The organism is Alloalcanivorax xenomutans, from assembly GCF_032810065.1.
Classification (GTDB): Bacteria; Pseudomonadota; Gammaproteobacteria; order Pseudomonadales; family Alcanivoracaceae; genus Alloalcanivorax; species Alloalcanivorax xenomutans.
Window position 1 is genome coordinate 1,998,734 of the sequence record NZ_CP136538.1, and the last position, 19,246, is coordinate 2,017,979.

General features: G+C 63.0%; 17 protein-coding genes. 13 read left to right on the forward strand and 4 right to left on the reverse strand.

The window, feature by feature from the left end; genetic code table 11:
• Window positions 1-14 precede the first annotated feature (14 nt).
• Genes RYH70_RS09350 through RYH70_RS09365 form a run of 4 tightly spaced genes read left to right on the forward strand, consistent with a single transcriptional unit; the run spans window position 15 to window position 3,286 of the window.
• On the forward strand, window positions 15-674 hold the full coding sequence (locus tag RYH70_RS09350) for a protein-L-isoaspartate(D-aspartate) O-methyltransferase (protein ID WP_026949947.1): 660 nt from the start codon (window positions 15-17) through the stop codon (window positions 672-674).
• On the forward strand, window positions 671-1,594 hold the full coding sequence (locus RYH70_RS09355) for a DUF368 domain-containing protein (RefSeq protein WP_116027921.1): 924 nt from the start codon (window positions 671-673) through the stop codon (window positions 1,592-1,594). Before RYH70_RS09350 ends, RYH70_RS09355 begins: the two co-directional genes overlap by 4 nt.
• Window positions 1,595-1,637: 43 nt before the next feature.
• Window positions 1,638-2,375 (forward strand): peptidoglycan DD-metalloendopeptidase family protein, encoded by a 738-nt coding sequence (locus tag RYH70_RS09360; protein WP_233925873.1) that lies wholly within the window; start codon window positions 1,638-1,640, stop codon window positions 2,373-2,375.
• Window positions 2,372-3,286: a cation diffusion facilitator family transporter gene (locus tag RYH70_RS09365; protein ID WP_080530867.1), complete on the forward strand. Its 915-nt coding sequence runs from the start codon at window positions 2,372-2,374 to the stop codon at window positions 3,284-3,286. The genes RYH70_RS09360 and RYH70_RS09365 overlap by 4 nt, the downstream gene beginning before the upstream one ends.
• Before the next feature lie 191 nt (window positions 3,287-3,477).
• Here RYH70_RS09365 and RYH70_RS09370 read toward each other — a convergent pair whose 3' ends face one another.
• Window positions 3,478-6,126, reverse strand: a complete 2,649-nt coding sequence (locus RYH70_RS09370; RefSeq protein WP_063139651.1) for an efflux RND transporter permease subunit — start codon at window positions 6,124-6,126, stop codon at window positions 3,478-3,480.
• A gap of 33 nt (window positions 6,127-6,159) precedes the next feature.
• Window positions 6,160-6,588, reverse strand: coding sequence for an SRPBCC family protein (locus RYH70_RS09375; protein ID WP_022996811.1), 429 nt, complete (start codon window positions 6,586-6,588; stop codon window positions 6,160-6,162).
• 242 nt (window positions 6,589-6,830) lie between these two features.
• Between RYH70_RS09375 and RYH70_RS09380 the strand changes: the two genes are divergently transcribed.
• The 3 genes from RYH70_RS09380 to RYH70_RS09390 are packed head-to-tail and all read left to right on the forward strand — an operon-like array spanning window position 6,831 to window position 10,025.
• Window positions 6,831-7,898, forward strand: a complete 1,068-nt coding sequence (locus RYH70_RS09380; protein ID WP_317010108.1) for an AraC family transcriptional regulator — start codon at window positions 6,831-6,833, stop codon at window positions 7,896-7,898.
• A gap of 55 nt (window positions 7,899-7,953) precedes the next feature.
• Window positions 7,954-8,820 (forward strand): fructosamine kinase family protein, encoded by an 867-nt coding sequence (locus RYH70_RS09385; protein ID WP_097058549.1) that lies wholly within the window; start codon window positions 7,954-7,956, stop codon window positions 8,818-8,820.
• Between the two features lie 38 nt (window positions 8,821-8,858).
• On the forward strand, window positions 8,859-10,025 hold the full coding sequence (locus RYH70_RS09390) for a 4-phosphoerythronate dehydrogenase (RefSeq protein ID WP_316310210.1): 1,167 nt from the start codon (window positions 8,859-8,861) through the stop codon (window positions 10,023-10,025).
• On the opposite strand, the gene RYH70_RS09395 is transcribed toward RYH70_RS09390, so the two are convergent.
• On the reverse strand, window positions 9,958-10,131 hold the full coding sequence (locus RYH70_RS09395; RefSeq protein WP_167321212.1) for a PA1571 family protein: 174 nt from the start codon (window positions 10,129-10,131) through the stop codon (window positions 9,958-9,960). The genes RYH70_RS09390 and RYH70_RS09395 overlap by 68 nt on opposite strands.
• A gap of 107 nt (window positions 10,132-10,238) precedes the next feature.
• On the opposite strand from RYH70_RS09395, the gene RYH70_RS09400 reads away from it, so the two are divergent.
• The 4 genes from RYH70_RS09400 to RYH70_RS09415 all read left to right on the forward strand — a co-directional run bounded on the left by RYH70_RS09400 (window position 10,239) and on the right by RYH70_RS09415 (window position 15,609).
• Window positions 10,239-11,381, forward strand: a complete 1,143-nt coding sequence (locus tag RYH70_RS09400) for an ATP-NAD kinase family protein (protein ID WP_097058579.1) — start codon at window positions 10,239-10,241, stop codon at window positions 11,379-11,381.
• Between the two features lie 194 nt (window positions 11,382-11,575).
• Window positions 11,576-12,373: an SDR family oxidoreductase gene (locus tag RYH70_RS09405; protein WP_055100790.1), complete on the forward strand. Its 798-nt coding sequence runs from the start codon at window positions 11,576-11,578 to the stop codon at window positions 12,371-12,373.
• A 42-nt stretch (window positions 12,374-12,415) separates the two neighbouring features.
• Window positions 12,416-13,285, forward strand: a complete 870-nt coding sequence (ttcA, locus tag RYH70_RS09410; protein WP_063139648.1) for a tRNA 2-thiocytidine(32) synthetase TtcA — start codon at window positions 12,416-12,418, stop codon at window positions 13,283-13,285.
• 149 nt (window positions 13,286-13,434) lie between these two features.
• On the forward strand, window positions 13,435-15,609 hold the full coding sequence (locus tag RYH70_RS09415) for a malate synthase G (RefSeq protein WP_026949944.1): 2,175 nt from the start codon (window positions 13,435-13,437) through the stop codon (window positions 15,607-15,609).
• Between the two features lie 151 nt (window positions 15,610-15,760).
• Here the strand turns inward: RYH70_RS09415 and RYH70_RS09420 are convergent, their stop codons facing one another.
• Window positions 15,761-16,690, reverse strand: a complete 930-nt coding sequence (locus RYH70_RS09420) for a LysR family transcriptional regulator (protein WP_317010109.1) — start codon at window positions 16,688-16,690, stop codon at window positions 15,761-15,763.
• 133 nt (window positions 16,691-16,823) lie between these two features.
• Between RYH70_RS09420 and RYH70_RS09425 the strand changes: the two genes are divergently transcribed.
• Window positions 16,824-18,026 carry an MFS transporter gene (locus RYH70_RS09425; RefSeq protein WP_063139645.1) on the forward strand — a complete coding sequence of 401 codons (1,203 nt, stop codon included), beginning with the start codon at window positions 16,824-16,826 and terminating at the stop codon, window positions 18,024-18,026.
• 82 nt (window positions 18,027-18,108) lie between these two features.
• A complete protein-coding gene (locus RYH70_RS09430; RefSeq protein WP_284455806.1) occupies window positions 18,109-19,140 on the forward strand; it encodes an aldo/keto reductase in 1,032 nt (343 codons plus the stop codon).
• Window positions 19,141-19,246 lie beyond the last annotated feature (106 nt).

The following is a 19,246-nucleotide window of genomic DNA, read 5'->3' on the forward strand; positions in this document are numbered from 1 at the left end:
GGGATTTTAGCAACATGACAGACCGACGAAGTGGGATTGGCATGACGTCCGCGCGTACCCGGGAACGGCTGATCAGCCGGCTGAGGGAATCGGGGATCACCGATGAACGGGTACTGGAAGCCATTCGCGCCACGCCACGGCATTTGTTCGTGGACGAAGCGCTGTCCCATCAGGCCTACGACGATACCGCCCTGCCCATCGGCCACGGGCAGACCATTTCCCAGCCCTGGGTGGTGGCGCGCATGACCGAACTGCTGATCGAGCAGGCGATTCCGGAGAAGGTGCTGGAGGTGGGCACCGGCTGCGGTTATCAGACCGCGATACTGGCCGCCTTCGCCCGCCAGGTTTGTTCGGTGGAGCGGATCCGCCCTTTGCAGGATGCCGCCCGGCTGCGGCTGCGTGAGCTGGGACTGGCCAATCGGGTGCAGCTGCGTCATGCCGACGGCGGCTTCGGCTGGTCCTCGGCGGCACCGTTCGATGGCATCCTGGTGACCTGCGCCCGCCCGGATATTCCCGAGGAACTGCTTGCTCAGCTGGCCGAGGGTGGCCGTCTGGTGATGCCGGTGGGGGATCGCCAACAACGGCTGACCGTGGTGGATCGGCATGGTAACGAGTTGGTGTCGCGGGCGTTGGACCCGGTGCGCTTCGTGCCCTTTCAGAGAGGCGTGCAATGACCGCTTTGTTTCGCCCCGGCATTTACTGCCGGGGGATCGCCATGGGCGCGGCCGACGTGGTGCCCGGCGTTTCCGGTGGCACCCTGGCGCTGATCACCGGTATCTATGAGGAGTTGATCGCCACTCTGGGCGGGGTTCGTCCCGGTCTGCTCACGATCTGGCGACGGCAGGGGTTTGCCGCCTTCTGGCGCGCCGGCAACTTCACGTTCCTGTTTTCCCTGCTGGCGGGCATCCTTACCAGCATTGCCTTGCTGGCACGCTTGATCACCTGGTTTCTGGAACACCATCCGGTGCCAGTGTGGGCGTTTTTCTCCGGTTTGATCGCCGCCAGTATTCCGATGATTCTCAAGCCGCTGGTACGAAGAGGCCCCTCTCAATGGGCCGCCTTCCTGACCGGCACTCTGGCGGCGGTGGCGATTTCTCTGGCGCCGGGACTGCACGGCGCTGACACCGGCCCGCTGGTGTTTTTCCTGGGCGGTGCCGTGGCCATCTGCGCGATGATCCTGCCGGGCATTTCCGGCAGTTTTATCCTTCTTTTACTCGGGCTTTATGAGCCGGTTCTGCAGGCGGTGCGTGACGGCCAGTGGTCTTTGCTTGCCGCTTTCGCGGGGGGCTGCGCGGTGGGGTTGTTGAGCTTCGTGCATTTGCTGAAGTGGCTGTTGGGCCGTTACCACGACACAGTAATGGCGCTGCTTGGCGGCTTCATGGCCGGTTCGATGGTCAAACTCTGGCCCTGGCGCCTCGGTGCCGAAAGTGGCCTCGGAGAGCGCTGGCTGACGCCCAATCAATACGCGCAGGCCACCGGCGAAGGGACGCAAATTCTTATCGCGGTGCTTGCTGCTTTATTGGGAATGGCCGTGGTCTGGCTACTTTCCCTGGCCGCACCTGTGCATAATGTCGCCAAGGAGACCACCGACTGAGAGCCTGTTCTTGCGCGTTTGGGTCCGTATATTCAGCTTCTGTATGGCTATGGCACTGCTGTTGGGCGGGTGCGCGGTAAGCAATCCGCCGCCGGTGGTTGACCTGTACGGCAAGTCATCCCGCTCCCAGCCGGTGACTTCCGGCAGCCATAAGGTGGCTCGCGGCGAGACCTTGTATTCGATCGCCTGGCGCTACGGCTGGGACTACAAGTCACTGGCGCGCGCCAATGGCATCAAGGCGCCTTACACCATCTACCCCGGACAAGTGATCCGTTTTTCCTCCCGCGCCGCGCCGGCACCAAAAAACCGTCCACGCAGTACCGCCTCAAGCAGCAAACCGGCGGCGAAGCCGGTCGTCAAACCGGTGGCTAAACCGGCCCCTCCAGCGGCCCCGAAAGTGGTCAGCAACGTGCGTTGGCGCTGGCCGGCGGATGGAGAGCTGGTGCAGCGCTTTTCCTCCGCTGGCAGCGGCCCTCGCGGTATCGCCATCGCCGGGCGTCGCGGCGCGTCGGTGGTGGCCGCGGCGGACGGGACGGTGGTGTATAAAGGGGTGGGGCTGACCGGCTACGGCAAGTTGCTGATCATCAAACATAATGATCGTTGGCTGAGCGCCTATGCTCACAACGATAACTTACTGGTGAAGGAGGGGGAGCAGGTGAAATCCGGTCAAAAGATCGCCACCATGGGGTCCAGTGGCACCTTCCGCACCCAATTGCATTTTGAGATCCGCCGGGACGGACAGCCGGTGGACCCGCTTCCTCTGTTACCGAAGAAACCATGACCGATCATTCCCACGCTTCCCATCGTTTACTGCTTCTTGCCGCCTCTGCTTCAGTGGCCGTGGCCATGGTGCTGATCGTGGTCAAGGCGCTGGCCTGGAGCGCCACCGGCTCGGTGAGCCTATTGGCCTCGCTGGTGGATTCGGCGATGGACTCGCTGGCCTCGCTGGTCAACTTCGCCGCCATTCGCTATTCGCTGGTACCGCCGGATAAGGAGCACCGTTTCGGGCACGGCAAGGCGGAGGCGTTGGCCGGGCTGGGCCAGGCGGTACTGGTGGCGGGCTCGGCGGTGTTTCTGGGGCGGGAAGCAATCCTCAAAATGCTGGATCCGCAACCGCTGGAAGCCACGGGGCTGGGCATTGGCGTGATGGTGTTTTCCATTGTCCTGACCGGCGCCCTGGTGATTTTTCAGCGCCACGTGATCCGCCGTACCGGCTCCACCGCGATCCAGGCGGACAGCCTGCATTACTTCTCCGATCTGGCGGTGAACCTGGGCATTATCGCCACACTGGTGATCGCCGGGTTCGGTTTCCCGGAAGCGGATGGCATCGTGGCGATGCTGATCGCGGTGTTCGTTCTGCGTTCCGCCTGGCATATCGGCTGGGAGGCCAGCCAGCTGTTGCTGGACCGGGAGGTGGAAGGGGATACCCGTGATCGTATTGGCGCCATCGTCGGAGCCCATACCGACGCGCTGGGGTTCCATGATCTGCGTACCCGTCTTTCAGGTCGCACTTTGTTTATTCAACTGCATGTGGACATGGACCAAACCATGTCATTGCTTGATGCCCACGCCCTTGGCGAGCGCATTCGTCTGGACATCCGCAAGGCGTTTCCCAACGCCGAGGTAATCATTCACCAGGACCCGGTACCGGGAGCGCCCCGGGTGCCAGTGGATGAACGTCGGGACGTCTGACGCCAGGAAAGGCTTATCGCGGTTCAGGGAAAACCGGGGGCCCCAGCAGGGACAGCGGAGCCACGTTAGGCCTTTGCGGGAACGCCGTGAATACATCCGTGTAGGCTCCCGGTCGAACGTCCGTGTTCGACAGGGTCCCGCAAAGGCCTAACGCGGCTCCGCTTCGAGGTAACCGGCAAGCGCAGGAGTCCTCACACCCTCAGTTTCGGTTTCACACTGATCAGCAAGGCCGGCAACAATGTCAGGTTGCTGAGCAGCGCCACCAGCATGGCCAGGCCGGTGAGCAGCCCGAAATAGACGGTGGGATTGAAGTTGGAAATCGCCAGGATCGAGAAGCCGGCGATGATCACCAGAGAGGTATAGTACATCGCCTTGCCGATGGAGCCGTGGCAGCGATACATGGTGGCCACATAGTCGTTGTCCTTCGGCAATTCCTCATGGAACCGGTGTATGTAGTGGATGGTGTCGTCCACGGCGATGCCGATGGTGATCGCGGTAATGGTGATGGTCATCAAATCCAGCGGCAGACCGATCCAGCCCATCAATCCCAGTACCAGCGCCGCGCTGACCAGGCTCGGCACCATGCTGATCAATGCCACCGGCAACGAGCGGAACAGGATCAGCAACATCACCATGATCGCCACGAACACATAGCCGAGGGTCTTGATCTGGGAATCGAACAGACTTTGCAGCATGTTGTTATAGAGCACCATGGCACCGGTGAGGTGCACCTGCTCGGGCTGCAGATCGAACTTCTCCAGCAGATCGCCGCGAATCTTCTTGAGCAGGTCATCGCGATTGAGATTCTTGTCCGAATCGATCACCCGCACACTGATGCGTACCTGGCGGCCGTCCTCGGACATGTACGGATTCACCAGCTGTGAACGCAGATCATCGGGAATGAAGCTCGCCAGCAGCATCAACTGCATGTAACTGAGAGGGCCGCCATTGAGCTTTTCCGCCACCTGGTAAGTGGTGGCGATGGACAGCACCTTGCCGGTTTCCGGCAGGGACTTGAGATATTCCTCGATCTCAATCAACTGGCCAAGCCGGTGCGGGGTATACCAGTAAGCGTCGCGCAGACGGCGCTCACCGGCGGCAGCCTGTTTGAACGGATCGCCGCCATCGTCGGCACCGAAGGGATCGGCGCTGAATGAGTCGGTGTTGTCGTCGGCGAAGGGATCGCCCGCCTGATTGGCGCCGTCCGTGCCGAAGCCGTCGTCTCCGGCGGCGAAGGGATCCTCGTCCACCGCGCCGAAACCATCGTCGGACGCCGGCCCGGAGGAGGCGGTCTGGTTGTTTTGTGCTTTGGGTTCCGGTCTGGGCGGTGCATCAATGATGATGTCCAGTGGAGTGGTGCCACCCAGCTTGCGATCGATTTGCAGCATGCCCTGGTGGATTTCCGTGTCCTTCTGGAAGTAATCAATAAAGCGGTTTTCCACCGTCAGGCGGCTCATCCCCCACACCGCCTGGGCAATGATCACCAGCGCCGTCAGCAGTAGCGGCAGCCGGCTCTTTTCGGTGATGGTGGCGAAGCCCAGTGTCAACTTGCGGGTCAGGTCGCTACCGCCGGGGGCGGTGCCGGGCTGCAATGGCAACAGCAGGGCCGGGAAGGCCAGGAAACACACCACCAGCGCCACCGCCAGACCAATGGTCATCATCCAGCCGAAGTCGATCACCGGGCGGATGTCGCTGATCACCAGGGAGGAGAAGCCGACCATGGTGGTCAGGATCATGTACACACAGGGCCGCATCATGTGAGCAGCGGTTTCCCGTACCAGCCAGGCCTGGGTCGCGGAAGGGTTTTCCTCGTGCAATTCCCGGTATCGCACGGTCAGGTGAATGGCGATGGACATGGTGATGATCAGCAACAACGAGATGTAGTTGCTGCTGATGACGGTGACCTTCCAGTCCATGAACCCAAGCCAGCCGGTGACGATCAGCACGGTGAGTCCACAGCAGACCAGTGGCACCACCACCCAGCGGGGGCGGCGGAAAATCAGAAACAGGGCCAGGATCAGAAAGACCAGAACGCCAATGCCGAAGATTTCCAGATCGGCGCGAATGAAGCTGACCATGTCACTGGCGATCATCGGCACACCGCCGAGGAACAATCCCGCCTGATCGCGGTATTGGTCCATGATGCCGCGCACCTGCTCGATACGCTGGGTGCTTTCCGCCTGCAGCTGGCTGCTGTAGTCGCTGAATTCCCGTGAGACCGTATCCAGCCGCTCCTCTTCTTCGGCGCTGAGCGTGCCTTCACGTCGCTTCTCGCGCAGTTCCGTACGTTGCGCCAGCAGATCGCGGTAATGCTGATCATCTTCCAGCGTCAGCAGCAGCGCGGTGGTGTTGCCGTCCCGGCTGACAAGAAGATCCTGATAGAGAGGGTTTTCCTCGGTGAATTCCTGCTTCGCCAGGGCCAGGTCGGTGTCCGGTTCAAGCAGGGTGCGGTAGCCGCTGGCCAGATCGGTGAATTCCACCTGCGGGCTGAACAGCAACGGCACATCCAGCATGCTGTAAACCGAAGCCACACGATCCACTTTCTTCAGACTGTCCTGCAACCGTGACAGGTGCTCCAGGGTGTCGCGCTGAAACAGGGGGCGATCCTTGGGGGTGTAGGTCACCACCAGAAAATCGCTGCCGCCATAGCGCTTGGCGATACCACGGTAATACTGCAGCGCCTGGTCGTTCTCCAGCACCAGAGAATCCGCCGAGGCATCCAGTTTGAAGTGCCGTGCCTGCCAGGCGGCGGTGGCGCTCAGCAAAGCCACGATCAGCAGCCAGAACAGCGGATGGCGCAGCACCACCCGGCAATAGCTCAAGAACAGTCGGTGGGTCATGGAACCTCTCGGACCGGTTATTATTAACAGGCTCTAAAACATCGCCGCGAATTCGGCGGCGAAACGGCGATCAAAGCGATGAATCAGTTTACCGAAGGGGAGCGTGAGCAATGTCATGGCGCCCTCGGACCATTCTTCCTGATGCAACCGGCAGCCACCCTCGTCGTCGTCAATGAAGGAAAAGCGGTGCTGAATCCGTGCCAGCGGCAACGACAGTCCCCAACTGATGCGCTCGTTCTCCACCACTTCCAGTACCTTTACCGCCACCGGCGCGGGTGGCAGGCCGGGCAGGTCGATAACGAACAGCAGGGTGGCGCCGGGTCGCCATCCGCCGAACAATCTGGCATAGCGAACCACCGAACACCAGTCGGCCCAGTCGTCCACCCGGGTGAACAGGGAGAAAGCCTGACGGCGGGAGGCGGCGGTGTCGGTGACGTCGTCGATGAAATAGCGTTTCAGCATGGCAGGCTCTTCAGGGTTTGCGCCAAGATTACCTGTCGTGATGGATCGCGGCCAGTTCAGAGCCAAGGCGAATCGGGCCATTATCCACTGGAAACTTGACCGAGGGCCGCGTCCTGCCTAGCGTGAACAAAAAATCATAGGGAATGATTTCTGACGTCGCTTGCGACGGCCCGCAGGGGGACCGCCATGGATGGCAGTCATGAAAAATAACAAAGGCGAAAGCCACTACGTAAGGAAACCACATGGCGAGCAAATTGTTCCCGGCATCCAATCTGCCGGCGTTAATGGAGATCGCATTGCGTAGCCGCCTGGACGTGCAGGCGTTGTTTCAGAAAGCCGGGATCGACGCGGACATGGTCGGGCGCGCGGACTGTTATGTGCGCGTGGAGCAGATCGACACGGTGCTCAGAACTGCCTTTTCCGAAACCCGGGATCCGCTCTTTGGCCTGCATGTGGGCAGGGACAACCACTACGGTAATCTGGACATCATCGGCAACCTGATGGCGGCTTCCGCCTCCCTGGATCAGGGACTGGCGTTGCTGTTCCGCTACAAGGACCTGTTGGTGCCGTACCTGGGATTCGCCCTGCGCCACCAGTCCGATGCCGTGGCCCTGGAAGTGTTCCCGCATTATCCGGATCTGGCGTTCACCCAGACCCGCACCCACAACGAACTGGTGGTAGCCACCATCGTCGCCATCGGCCGCTCTCTCACCGGTGGGCGTTTCCCGGTACGGGAGGCAGCCTTCCGCCATCCGGCCCCGCCGCCACCACAATTGAACGAATACCGAGCCTTCTTTCAGTGTCCACTGGTCTTCGAGGCGCCCTGTAATGCCGTGCTGTTTGATGAAGCGGCGTTGACCTCGCCGCTGCCTGGTGCCTATCCGGATTACCGGCGCCGTCTGGAACGTGCCGCGGATCGCCTGCTTGGCGCGCTGACCCGGGCGGCGGCGGTGAGCCTGCAGGTACGTGAGCGGCTGTATGAAACGCTGGGACAAGGCGCCTGGTCGGTGGAAAAGGTGGCTTCCTCATTGAACATGACCACCCGCACGCTGCAGCGGCGACTGCGTCAGGAAGGGCTGCGCTTCGCCGACTTGCGCGACCAGGTGCGGCACGAGCACGCCTGCCGTAAACTGGTGGAACCGTGCTGTGACATGCAGCAACTGACCCAGGATCTGGGCTTTTCGGATATCGCCAATTTCTACCACGCTTTTCGCCGCTGGCAGGGTTGCGCGCCGGGGGAGTACCGGCGCCGGCAATTAACCGAACGGGCCCGCAACGAACGGATGGCGATCCATCAAATGGAGCGCTGACGCTGGTCCCCGGCGCGCCGGGGATTGATTGCCCGAACCAACAACCCGAACCATCATGATCGATATCGACACCGCCGCCCGGGAACTGGAAGTACTGTGGTCGCTGCCCGGCCGGGACTGCCGGCTGCAACCGCTTGGGCAGAGTGGTACCGGGCTCACCGCGATCATCCATACCCCGGCGCAGCGCTTCTTTCTTAAATGGATGCGCGATGGCGGCCCGCTGGAGGCGGAACAGGACGGTCTGATCCGGCTGGCGCCAGTGGTGAGAGTGCCGGGCTGGCGTTACCTCGGCCCGCTGGCGGGCGGCCAGGCTCTGATTCTGGAATGGCTGGAACTGGGGCAATCCCTTTCCCATGGACAATGGCGGGAGCTGGGCGAGCTGTTGCGGCGCCTGCATTCCGTGCCCGGTGAACAGTTCGGTTATCACCGCGATAACTGGATCGGCGCCAGCCGCCAATATAATGCGCCGTCGGCGGATTGGGCCACTTTCTTCGTCAACCAACGGCTGGCGCCACAATGGCGCTGGGCCTGTCAGCGCGGGCTGCCGGCGGCGGAGGCGGGCCAGGTGGAAGCGGTGATGGCGCTGGCCATGGATTGGCTCTCCGAAGTGACGGTGGCGCCGTCACTGGTGCACGGTGATCTGTGGTCCGGCAACCTGGGCACGCTCACCGACGGCACCGTGGTGCTGTTCGATCCGGCGGTGTACTACGGCCATGGGGAAGTGGATCTGGCCATGCTGGAACTGTTCGGTCCGGTGCCGGAAGAATGTCATCGCGGTTATGGTATCGACCCTCACGATCCCGCCGTGGTGCAGCGCAAGACGCTCTATAACCTGTATCATCTGCTCAACCACTTCGTGCTGTTCGGTGGCGGCTACCTCAATGCCATCACCCGCAGTTGTCGGACTTTGCTGTCCTACTGACAGCGCGATCCATGATGCCTTGTTGATGGTGTTGAGCTTTGACTCCCATTCGTATTGTCGCTGATGAAAACATGCCGGGGCTGGCGCCCTTTGAAGCGCTCGGGACGGTGCGCCGTGTGGACGGCCGCCGCCTTACCCGGATCGACCTTGCCGACACCGAGGTGTTACTGGTGCGCTCCGTTACCCGGGTGGACCGGGCGCTGCTGGAGGGCACCCCGGTGCGTTTCGTCGGCTCCGCCACCATCGGCACCGATCACGTGGACCGGGCGGCGCTCAAGGCCATGGGCGTGGCCTTCGCCCATGCGCCGGGTTGCAACGCCCGGGCGGTGGCGGAGTATGTGCTGCAGGCGCTGTTGCTGGCCTGCCGGGAACAGGGCAGGACCTTGCGCGACAGCAGCGTGGGAATTGTGGGGCTGGGGAACGTGGGCAGCCGGGTGGCGCAGTGGCTGAGCGCCCTTGGGGTAACGGTCCTGGCCTGTGATCCGCCGCTGCAACGGGCCGGAGCCGATACCGTGGTGCCGCTGACCGACCTGGATACGGTGCTGGCGGCGGATCTGGTTACCCTGCACGTGCCGCTGACTCGCCAGGGGCCGGATGCCACCTTCCATATGCTCGACCGGGAGCGCTTGTCGCGTCTCGGCCCCCGGCAAACGCTGCTCAGTACCTGCCGGGGCGCGGTGGTCGACAACCAGGCGTTGCGGGAGAGACTGACGGACGCCGACGCGCCGCTGGTGCTGCTGGACGTCTGGGAGGGGGAGCCACGAATCGATGCCGGGCTGCTGACGCGGGTGCGCCTTGGTTCCCCGCATGTGGCCGGCTACAGCGTGGAAGGGAAGTGGCTGGGCACCGCCATGCTCCACCAGGCCTTCCGCCTGTGGCGGGGGGAAAGCGCCGGGGTTCCGGTGATGGCCGGGGAGCGGCCGATACTGGAACACCCGGTGGCGAACGAGGGTGATCTGCTGACGTTGTTAAGGCGGGCGTACCGGATTGACGATGATGACCGACGCCTGCGTGCCAGCGTCGATGATATCGACCCGGGGAGGGCCTTCGACGCCTTGCGGCGCGACTATCCGCCGCGCCACGAACTGCACCACTGGCGTCACCGCGGAGAGGCGACGCCGGCGCTGGGCGCCTTGCTCAGCCTGCTTTTCGATCCGCCTGGCGCGGGTAGCGCCATGCCTGCTCCAGCTCTCGACAGGCCTTGAGAATCATCGCTTCGGTGATCGGAATCTCGCGTCCCTGTTCGTCCACCAGGGCGGCGTCGTTGAAATCTCCGGATCCCGGCGAGCGGGAGAGGGAAGTGCGGCTCATGGTAGTCTCTCCGTTAATCCGACCCTCCATGGAGGGCTGACCTTTGGGTTCGGGGTGATCTCCCCGGCACGGCCATTCTTGTTGTTGGATATGATGATTTTATGACGATGGACGAAAAATCCCCGCTAACCGTGGGGGTACTGGTCAATCCGTTCGCCGGCATCGGCGGTGCCGTCGGCCTGAAAGGCAGTGACGGTGCCGAAACCCGTGCCGAGGCCCTGCGCCGGGGCGCACGGCCGATGGCGGTGGAGCGCATGACCCGGGCCCTGCAAGCGCTGGGACCGGCGGCGCGGCCGCTGCGCTGGTTGACCTGGGGCGGCGACATGGGCGAACACAGCTGCCGGGACGCCGGTCTCCAGGCGGAGATCGTGGGACAGTCGCCGCGGGCCAGCGAAGCCGAACACAGCCGCGAGGCGGCGGCGGCTCTGGTGGCGGCCGGTGTCGACCTGCTGTTGTTCGCTGGCGGTGATGGCACCGCCCGGGATCTGGTGGACGCGGTGGGGCAGCGCATCCCGGTGCTGGGCGTGCCGGCCGGCTGCAAAATGCATTCGGCGGTGTACGCGGTGAACCCGGAAGCCGCCGGCCACTTGCTGGCGGACTTGCGCGATGGTGGGCTGGTGGCGCTGCAGGAAGCGGAGGTCCGTGACATCGACGAAGAGGCGTTCCGCCACGGTGAGGTCCGCGCCCGTTACTATGGCAGCCTGATGGTGCCGCAAGAGGGACGCTACCTGCAGCAGGTGAAATGTGGCGGCCGCGAAGTGGAGGACCTGGTGGTCACCGAAATCGCCGCCTGGGTCATCGACACGCTGGAGGATGACGTTTATTACCTGGTTGGCTCCGGTTCCACCGTGGCGGTGGTGATGGAACAACTGGGACTGCCGAATACCCTGCTCGGGGTGGATATCATCCGCAATGGCGAGGTGGTGGCGGCCGATGTAGGCGCCGAAGCGATCCTGGAATGTATCGGCGAAGCGCCGGCGCGGGCGCTGCTGACCGTGATCGGTGGTCAGGGGCACTTGTTTGGCCGTGGCAATCAGCAGTTCAGCCCGGCGGTGATTCGCCGTCTCGGTAAGGACCGCGTCCAGATCCTCGCCAGCCGGGGTAAACTGGCCACTCTGGAAGGGCGCCCATTGCTGGTGGACACCGGTGACGCCACACTGGATCAGGAACTGTGCGGACTTTGGCCGGTGACCAGCGGCTATGAGGATACGTTACTGTATCGGGTGGCGCTGGACGCCGGTGATGCGTAAATGGTCGGGCGCCAGAATTAAAAGGCCGCTGTAGGAGCTTGCCTTGCAAGCGAATTCGGCATCCGGCGCAAAAGATTCGCTTGCAGGGCAAGCTCCTACAGTGGCTTCGAACTCCCTCTGTGGGACGCTGCTTTAGCAGCGATGGCGTGCCAGCGTGTTGCGTGTAAGCGCTTTTCAAAACAAAGAGGATTGAGATGATGGCTTCCCTGGCGGATCAGGTGATCTGGATTACCGGCGCCTCCTCCGGGATCGGCGAGGCGCTGGCGGCGGAATACGCCCGCTATGGCGCCCGGCTGGTGTTGTCCGCCCGGCGGCGGGAGGAATTGGAGCGAGTTCGCGACGCCTTGGTGAACGCCGACCAGCACCTGGTTCTGCCGCTGGACCTGTCCGACGTCGACGCCATGTCTGCGGCGGTGGAGCAGGTCATGGCCCGCTTCGGGCGGCTGGATCAGGTGGTGCACAACGGCGGCATCTCCCAGCGTTCGCTGGTGCGTGACACCGGCGTGGCGGTGGATCAGCGCATCATGGCGGTGAATTACTTCGGCGCGGTGGCGCTGACCAAGGCGGTGCTGCCGGTGTTCCGGGCGGCCAAAGCCGGCCGTTTCGTGGTGGTGACCTCGCTGGTGGGGGAACTGCCGACGCCGCTGCGATCCGCCTACAGCGCCAGCAAACACGCCTTGCACGGTTTTTTCGAGGCGCTGCGGGCGGAAGAGTACGATGAGGGGATCCGGGTCACTCTGGTCATGCCCGGTTTCATCCGTACCCAGGTATCGGTGAACGCGCTGGTGGGCGACGGTTCCGCCCAGGGCACCATGGACGCGGCCCAGGAGCAGGGCCTGGCCGCCGAGGAGTGCGCCCGGCGGGTGGTGGAGGCCGTGCAGCGTGGCCGCGATCAGGTTATCATCGCCGGCCGCGAGCGCATGGGCGTGTATCTGAAACGATGGTGTCCGCCGTTGTACCGCCGCCTGATCCGCAAGATCAAGGTCACCTGACCCCTTAACTCACCAATCCGCAGAGCCCGTTCAGAGGTTGCCATGGCAAGCGTCACCGACAGTCTCGATGCCAAGCATCGCACTCACTTCAACAAGCTGCAGAAGAAATTGCGGCGGGAAGTGGGCAAGGCCATCGCTGATTACAACATGATCGCCGACGGCGACAAGGTGATGGTGTGTCTGTCCGGCGGCAAGGATTCCTACACCATGCTGGAGATTTTGCGCAATCTGCAGCTTTCCGCGCCGGTCAGCTTCGAGCTGGTGGCGGTGAATCTGGATCAGAAACAACCGGGTTTCCCGGAGCACGTACTGCCGGATTACCTGGAGAAGGAAGGGGTGTCTTATCACATCCTGGAGAAGGACACTTATTCCATCGTCAAGGAAAAGGTGCCGGAAGGAAAAACCACCTGTGGGCTCTGTTCACGGCTGCGACGGGGCAGTCTGTATGGGTTTGCGGAGGAGATCGGCGCCAACAAGATCGCCCTGGGCCACCACCGTGACGACATCGTCGAGACCCTGTTCCTGAACATGTTCTTCGGCGGCAAGATGAAAGCCATGCCGCCGAAGTTGCGCAGCGACGACAACAAGAACGTGGTGATCCGCCCGCTGGCCTACTGCCGGGAAAAGGACATTGTGCGCTTCGCCCGCTACAAGGATTTTCCGATCATTCCCTGTAACCTGTGCGGTTCCCAGGAGAATCTGCAGCGCCAGACCATCAAGGAAATGCTCAACAACTGGGATCGTGAGCATCCCGGCCGTATCGAGAGCATCTTTTCCGCGATTCAGAATATCGCCCCCTCCCAACTGGCGGACACCCGCCTGTTTGATTTTGAACACCTGGAAGACGGCGTGCAGCGAGCAGGGCAGCAAGCCCACCGTCTGGATGTGGTCAACTTGTTCGGCGGCCATTGATCGGCCTGACCGGTGCGTCACACCGGAAACGGTTGATGGCATGAATCATGGCGGTGTTTCGGGTAAAATGCCGCCGCTTTCCGGCCTCTGGGCCTCGCGCACCGCGCCGCCCGGGCCTTGTTTTCGACTCGACCAGAAGGTAGGAGCACATGACCGATCGCATTAAAAAGGGCGGACTGGAAATCGCCGCTGAACTTCATGATCTGGTAGTCAACGAAGTGGCGCCGGGTACCGGTGTGGATGTGGAACACTTCTGGGCGCAGCTGGAACAGATCGTGGCCGACCTGGCGCCGCGCAACAAGGCCTTGCTGGCCAAGCGTGACGAAATCCAGCAGAAGATCGACGGCTGGCATCTGGAGCGCAAGGGCAAGCAGATCGACCTGCCGGAATACAAGCGCTTCCTCACCGAGCTGGGCTACCTGCTGCCGGAAGGCGATGATTTCAAAGTGGCCACCCAGAACGTGGACGACGAGATCGCCCACATTGCCGGGCCGCAGCTGGTGGTGCCGGTGAAGAACGCCCGTTTCGCCCTGAACGCCGCCAATGCCCGTTGGGGCAGCCTGTATGACGCGCTCTACGGTACCGATGCCATCTCCGAGGAAGACGGCGCCGAGCGCGGTGGCGCTTACAATCCGAAACGCGGTGACAAGGTGATTGCCTTTGCCCGTGATTTCCTCGACACCTATTTCCCGCTGGCCAATGGCTCCCACAAGGACAGCACCGGCTACGCGATCCGCGACGGCAAGCTGGTGGTGAGCCTGAAAGAGGGCGAATCCGGTCTGGCCGACGAAGGCCAACTGCGCGGCTACCTGGGCGACGCCGAGCGTCCCAGCGGCGTGCTGCTGAAGCACAACAATCTGCATGCGGAAATCCAGATCGACGATCAACATCCGATCGGTGCCGAGGACCCGGCCAACGTCAAGGACGTGCTGCTGGAATCCGCCATCACCACCATTCAGGACTGCGAGGACTCCGTTGCCGCGGTGGACGCCGAGGACAAAGTCGAGGTGTATCGCAACTGGGCGGGCCTGATGAAAGGTGACCTGAAGGAAAGCTTCGACAAGGGCGGCCGCACCCTGACCCGCGCCCTCAACCCGGACCGTGAATACACCGCGCTGGATGGCGGCAAGCTGGTGCTGCCGGGCCGTTCCCTGCTGCTGGTGCGCAACGTCGGTCACCTGATGACCAACCCGGCGATCCTGCACAACGGTGAGGAAATCCCGGAAGGCATCATGGACGCCATGGTCACCGTGCTGGCCGCCATCCACGATCTGAAGAAGCAGGACGGCGCCGATTTCCGCAACAGCCGCACCGGCTCCGTGTACATCGTGAAGCCGAAAATGCACGGTCCGGAAGAAGTGGCGTTCGCGGTGGAACTGTTCGAGCGGGTGGAAAAAGCGCTGGGTCTGCCGGCCAATACTCTGAAGATCGGCATCATGGACGAAGAGCGCCGCACCACGGTCAACCTGAAGGAATGTATCCGCCAGGCCAAGGACCGGGTGATCTTCATCAACACCGGTTTCCTCGACCGTACCGGTGACGAGATGCACACCTCCATGGAAGCGGGCCCGATGGCGCGCAAAGGCGATATGAAAGGCATGCCCTGGATCAACGCCTACGAAAACTGGAACGTGGATATCGGCCTGGAATGCGGCCTGCAAGGCGTGGCCCAGATCGGTAAAGGTATGTGGGCGAAGCCGGACGAAATGGCGGAAATGATGGCCACCAAGGCCGGTCACCCGAAAGCCGGCGCCAACTGCGCCTGGGTGCCGTCACCCACCGCCGCCACCCTGCATGCGATGCACTATCATGAAGTAAACGTGCAGCAGGTACAGGAACAACTGGCCAGCCGCGGTCGCGCCTCCCTGGACGACATCCTCACCATTCCGTTGCTGGAAGGCGAACTGACCGCCAATGAAATCCAGCAGGAACTGGACAACAACGCCCAGGGCATCCTCGGCTACGTGGTGCGCTGGATCGACCAGGGCGTGGGCTGTTCCAAGGTGCCGGACATCAACAACGTGGGCCTGATGGAAGACCGCGCCACCTGCCGTATCTCCAGCCAGCACATCGCCAACTGGCTGCACCATGGCATTGTCACCGAGGAACAGGTGATGGAGTCCATGAAGCGCATGGCGCAGGTGGTGGACAAGCAGAACGCCGGTGACCCGACCTACATGGACATGGCGCCGAACTTCGATGACAGCATCGCCTTCCAGGCGTCCTGTGATCTGGTGTTCAAGGGCTGCGAGCAGCCCAGCGGCTACACCGAGCCGGTCCTGCACCGCCGTCGCCGTGAATTGAAAGCCAAGCTGGCCGGTTAATCCGGGCCCGCTTCTTGCCACGAAGGGGACTACGAAGCCGCTGTAGGAGCTTGCCTTGCAGGCGAATGGGCTCTTGAACGAAAGATTCGCCTGCAGGCAGTCTCCTACAGCAACTCGTCCCACAGAGACGGACTCGAGCCGGGGTGCCCGTTCACGCCCGGCTTCCCTCCGGCAGCCGTTCCCACAACGGCGCTTCTCCCAGACTTTCCGATACGAACTCCACGAACGCCCGCACCCTTGGGGGTACCTGCTTGCGTTGCGGCATCACCGCGTGGATGGCGGTGTCGGCCAATTGATAATCCGCCAACACCACCTTGAGACGGCCCTGGCACAGGTGTTCGTGGATGTGCCAGAGCGAATGCTGGGCAATGCCCAGACCGGCGAGCACGGCTTCGGTCAGTAACTCCCCCTGATTGGCCCGGACCGGGCCGCTGACTCTGACCGGGAATGGCCGTCCGTCCGGGTCGCGCAGATCCCAGACGTCCTGCCGGTCCGGATGGCTGGTCAGCAGTAGACAAGGATGATCGGCCAGTTCCCGGGGATGGGCGGGCACGCCGTGGCGGGCCAGGTAATCGGGGGAGGCGCACAGCACCCGCTTGTCGTCGGCCAGCCGCCGCGCCACCAGGGAGGAGTCCTTGAGTACGCCGATACGAATGGCGAGATCAAACCCTTCCCCCACCAGGTCCACCTGGTCATCGCTCAGATGCACGTCCAGGCGCACTTGCGGGTAGCGTTGCAAAAAACCGGGTAGCAGCCGGGAAATATACTGACGCCCGAATGCCGGTGGCAGCGCCAGACGCAGGGTGCCGCTGATCTCGTTGGCGCTTTGCCTGAGCCCGTTGGCCAGGGCTTCCAGGTCTTCCACCAGCAACCGCCCCCGCTCCGCCAGAAGCCGGCCCTCGGGGGTAGGGTGGAGACGGCGGGTGGTGCGGTGCAGCAGACGTACCTGCAGATCCCGTTCCAGCCGCTTCAGACGCTGGCTGGCCACCGCCACGGAAAGGTCGAGGGTACGTGCCGCGGCGCTGATCGAGCCCTGATCCAGCACGCGTAGGAACAGCGCGATGTCACTGAGTCTTTCCATGGTTCGTCCAAGGCAAAAATGGAGAGTTATTTTCAATGAAATTTTAAAAGTGAATAAAAGGCTATATTGTTTTTGTGAAAGAGGTAAAGCCCTAGCATGCCGTCTCTCTATCCCATTCCAACGGAGAACGGTCATGAAAGACCCGCGACAGGGCGGTATACCCTGGGCGCTGTACGCGCTGACCATCGGTGCCTTTGGCATCGGCACCACTGAATTCGTGATTATGGGCGTGCTGCAGCAGGTGGCGGACGATCTGGGCGTCAGCATCGTCGCCGCCGGCCTGCTGATTTCCGGCTACGCCCTGGGCGTATTCGTCGGCGCGCCTTTGTTGACCGCCACCACCGGCGGCCTGTCCCGCAAGCGGGTACTGGTGGGGCTGATGCTGATCTTCACCGTCGGCAACCTGGCCTGTGCCCTGGCGCCGAACTACACCGTGCTGATGGTGGCGCGGGTGATGACCTCCCTGGCGCATGGCACTTTCTTTGGCGTCGGCTCGGTGGTGGCTACCTCCCTGGTGGCGCCGCATCGGCGCGCCAGCGCCATCGCCATCATGTTCACCGGCCTCACCGTGGCCACCCTGCTGGGCGTGCCGGCCGGGGCCTGGCTGGGCGTGGAGTACGGCTGGCGGACTTCGTTCTGGGCCATCACCGGGGTCGGCGTGCTGGCCACCCTGGTGATCCTGGCTCTGGTGCCCGCCGATCAGGGCGGGCAGAACGGGGAATCATTCCGCGACGGCTTCCGCGTCATCGGGCGCGGCATTGTGTTGCTAGGGCTGCTCACCACCGTTCTGGGTTACGCCGGCGTGTTTACCGTCTTTACCTACATCCAGCCCATGTTGGTCCGCCTGGCCGGCTTTTCCGAAGCGCAGGTGTCCTCGATTCTGCTGGTCTTCGGCGTGGGCATGATCGCCGGCAATCTGGCCGGTGGCCGGCTGGCCGACCGTAACCTGCCGCGCGCCATCGGCGTGACGTTGACGATATTGGCGTTGGTGCTGGCGATGACCGGCCCGGCGCTGCGGCATCCGGTGACCGCGGTGGTGTTCGTCGGCCTGCTCGGCGCCGCCAGTTTCGCCACCGTGGCGCCGCTGCAACTGTGGGTGCTCAGCCGCGCCGAAGGCGCCGCCAGTCTGGCCTCCAGCTTCAATATCGGCGCCTTCAATCTGGGTAACGCTCTGGGCGCCTGGCTCGGCGGCGCGGTGATTCACTCCGGCACCGGTTTGACCGGCATTCCCTGGGTGGCTTCGGCGGTCACGCTGTCCGGCCTCGCCCTGGCGCTGTGGGCGCTGCGGCGGGAACGGCAGCGCGCGCCGCTGCTTGAAACCGGGGACTGTGCCTGAGGCCGGTTCCTCGAACGTCACTACGAAGCCGCTGTGGGAGCCTGCCTGCAGGCGAATGACATCAGAGTAAGGAGACACAATCATGGAACACCGTTATCTGGGACGCTCCGGCTTCAAAGTACCGGTGCTGGGCTTCGGCGCCGGAACCTTCGGCGGCAAAGGGCCGCTGTTTAGCGCCTGGGGCAATAGCGGCGTGGACGAAGCGCGGCGGCTGGTTGATCTGTGTCTGGAGGCCGGCGTGACCCTGTTCGACACCGCCGACGTGTACTCGGACGGCGCCTCCGAGGACGTGCTCGGGGCCGCCGTCGCCGGCCGCCGCGACCAGGTGATTCTGTCCACAAAAGTGAGCCTGCGAAGCGGAGAGGGCGCCAATGACGTGGGCGCCTCCCGTCATCATCTGGTGCGGGCGGTGGAGAGTTCGTTACGGCGGCTCGGCACCGATTACATCGACCTGCTGCAACTGCATCACTTTGACGCCATGACGCCGGTGGAACAGGTGATGGCGACGCTGGACGATCTGATGCGCTCCGGCAAGGTCCGTTACATCGGCGCCTCCAATTATTCTGGCTGGCAACTGATGAAGTCCCTGGCGGCGGCGGACCGCTACGGCTACAGCCGCTTCGTTGCCAACCAGACTTATTACTCGTTGATCGGTCGCGACTACGAGTGGGAACTGATGCCGCTGGGCCAGGACCAGGGACTGGGCGCGCTGGTGTGGAGCCCGCTGGGATGGGGGCGCCTCACCGGCAAAATTCGCCGTGGGCAACCGCTGCCTGAGGGCAGCCGTCTGCATGAAACCGCCGGGTTCGCCCCGCCAGTGGAGGAAGAACGGCTCTACAACGTGGTGGATGCGTTGCTGACGGTGGCGCAGGAAACCGGTAAAACCGTACCGCAGGTGGCGATCAACTGGCTGCTGCGCCGGCCCACGGTGTCCTCGGTACTGATTGGCGCCCGCGACGAACAGCAATTGCGCGACAACCTGGGCGCGGTGGGCTGGTCCATGACGGAGCAACAGGCCGCCCGGCTCGACAAGGCCAGCGCCGTGACGCCGCCGTATCCCTACTATCCGTACTGGAACGGCCAGTTCGCCGAGCGGACGCCGCCTTTGGTGTGAGAGTAAAGGCCCGTTTTAGTGCAAGACGCGTGGACAACCGCAAGCCGATTCGCTGCCCAAGTCAGCTTCCCACAAGAGAGTACGGAGCCGCTGTGGGAAGCTGCTT

Bases quoted from the DNA above. Each gene is read 5' to 3' on its own strand.
- RYH70_RS09350 (WP_026949947.1), top strand. From the start codon at position 15: ATGACAGACCGACGAAGTGGGATTGGCATGACGTCCGCGCGTACCCGG.
- RYH70_RS09355 (WP_116027921.1), top strand. From the start codon at position 671: ATGACCGCTTTGTTTCGCCCCGGCATTTACTGCCGGGGGATCGCCATG.
- RYH70_RS09360 (WP_233925873.1), top strand. From the start codon at position 1,638: ATGGCTATGGCACTGCTGTTGGGCGGGTGCGCGGTAAGCAATCCGCCG.
- RYH70_RS09365 (WP_080530867.1), top strand. From the start codon at position 2,372: ATGACCGATCATTCCCACGCTTCCCATCGTTTACTGCTTCTTGCCGCC.
- RYH70_RS09370 (WP_063139651.1), bottom strand. From the start codon at position 6,126: ATGACCCACCGACTGTTCTTGAGCTATTGCCGGGTGGTGCTGCGCCAT.
- RYH70_RS09375 (WP_022996811.1), bottom strand. From the start codon at position 6,588: ATGCTGAAACGCTATTTCATCGACGACGTCACCGACACCGCCGCCTCC.
- RYH70_RS09380 (WP_317010108.1), top strand. From the start codon at position 6,831: ATGGCGAGCAAATTGTTCCCGGCATCCAATCTGCCGGCGTTAATGGAG.
- RYH70_RS09385 (WP_097058549.1), top strand. From the start codon at position 7,954: ATGATCGATATCGACACCGCCGCCCGGGAACTGGAAGTACTGTGGTCG.
- RYH70_RS09395 (WP_167321212.1), bottom strand. From the start codon at position 10,131: ATGAGCCGCACTTCCCTCTCCCGCTCGCCGGGATCCGGAGATTTCAAC.
- RYH70_RS09400 (WP_097058579.1), top strand. From the start codon at position 10,239: ATGGACGAAAAATCCCCGCTAACCGTGGGGGTACTGGTCAATCCGTTC.
- RYH70_RS09405 (WP_055100790.1), top strand. From the start codon at position 11,576: ATGATGGCTTCCCTGGCGGATCAGGTGATCTGGATTACCGGCGCCTCC.
- ttcA (WP_063139648.1), top strand. From the start codon at position 12,416: ATGGCAAGCGTCACCGACAGTCTCGATGCCAAGCATCGCACTCACTTC.
- RYH70_RS09415 (WP_026949944.1), top strand. From the start codon at position 13,435: ATGACCGATCGCATTAAAAAGGGCGGACTGGAAATCGCCGCTGAACTT.
- RYH70_RS09420 (WP_317010109.1), bottom strand. From the start codon at position 16,690: ATGGAAAGACTCAGTGACATCGCGCTGTTCCTACGCGTGCTGGATCAG.
- RYH70_RS09425 (WP_063139645.1), top strand. From the start codon at position 16,824: ATGAAAGACCCGCGACAGGGCGGTATACCCTGGGCGCTGTACGCGCTG.
- RYH70_RS09430 (WP_284455806.1), top strand. From the start codon at position 18,109: ATGGAACACCGTTATCTGGGACGCTCCGGCTTCAAAGTACCGGTGCTG.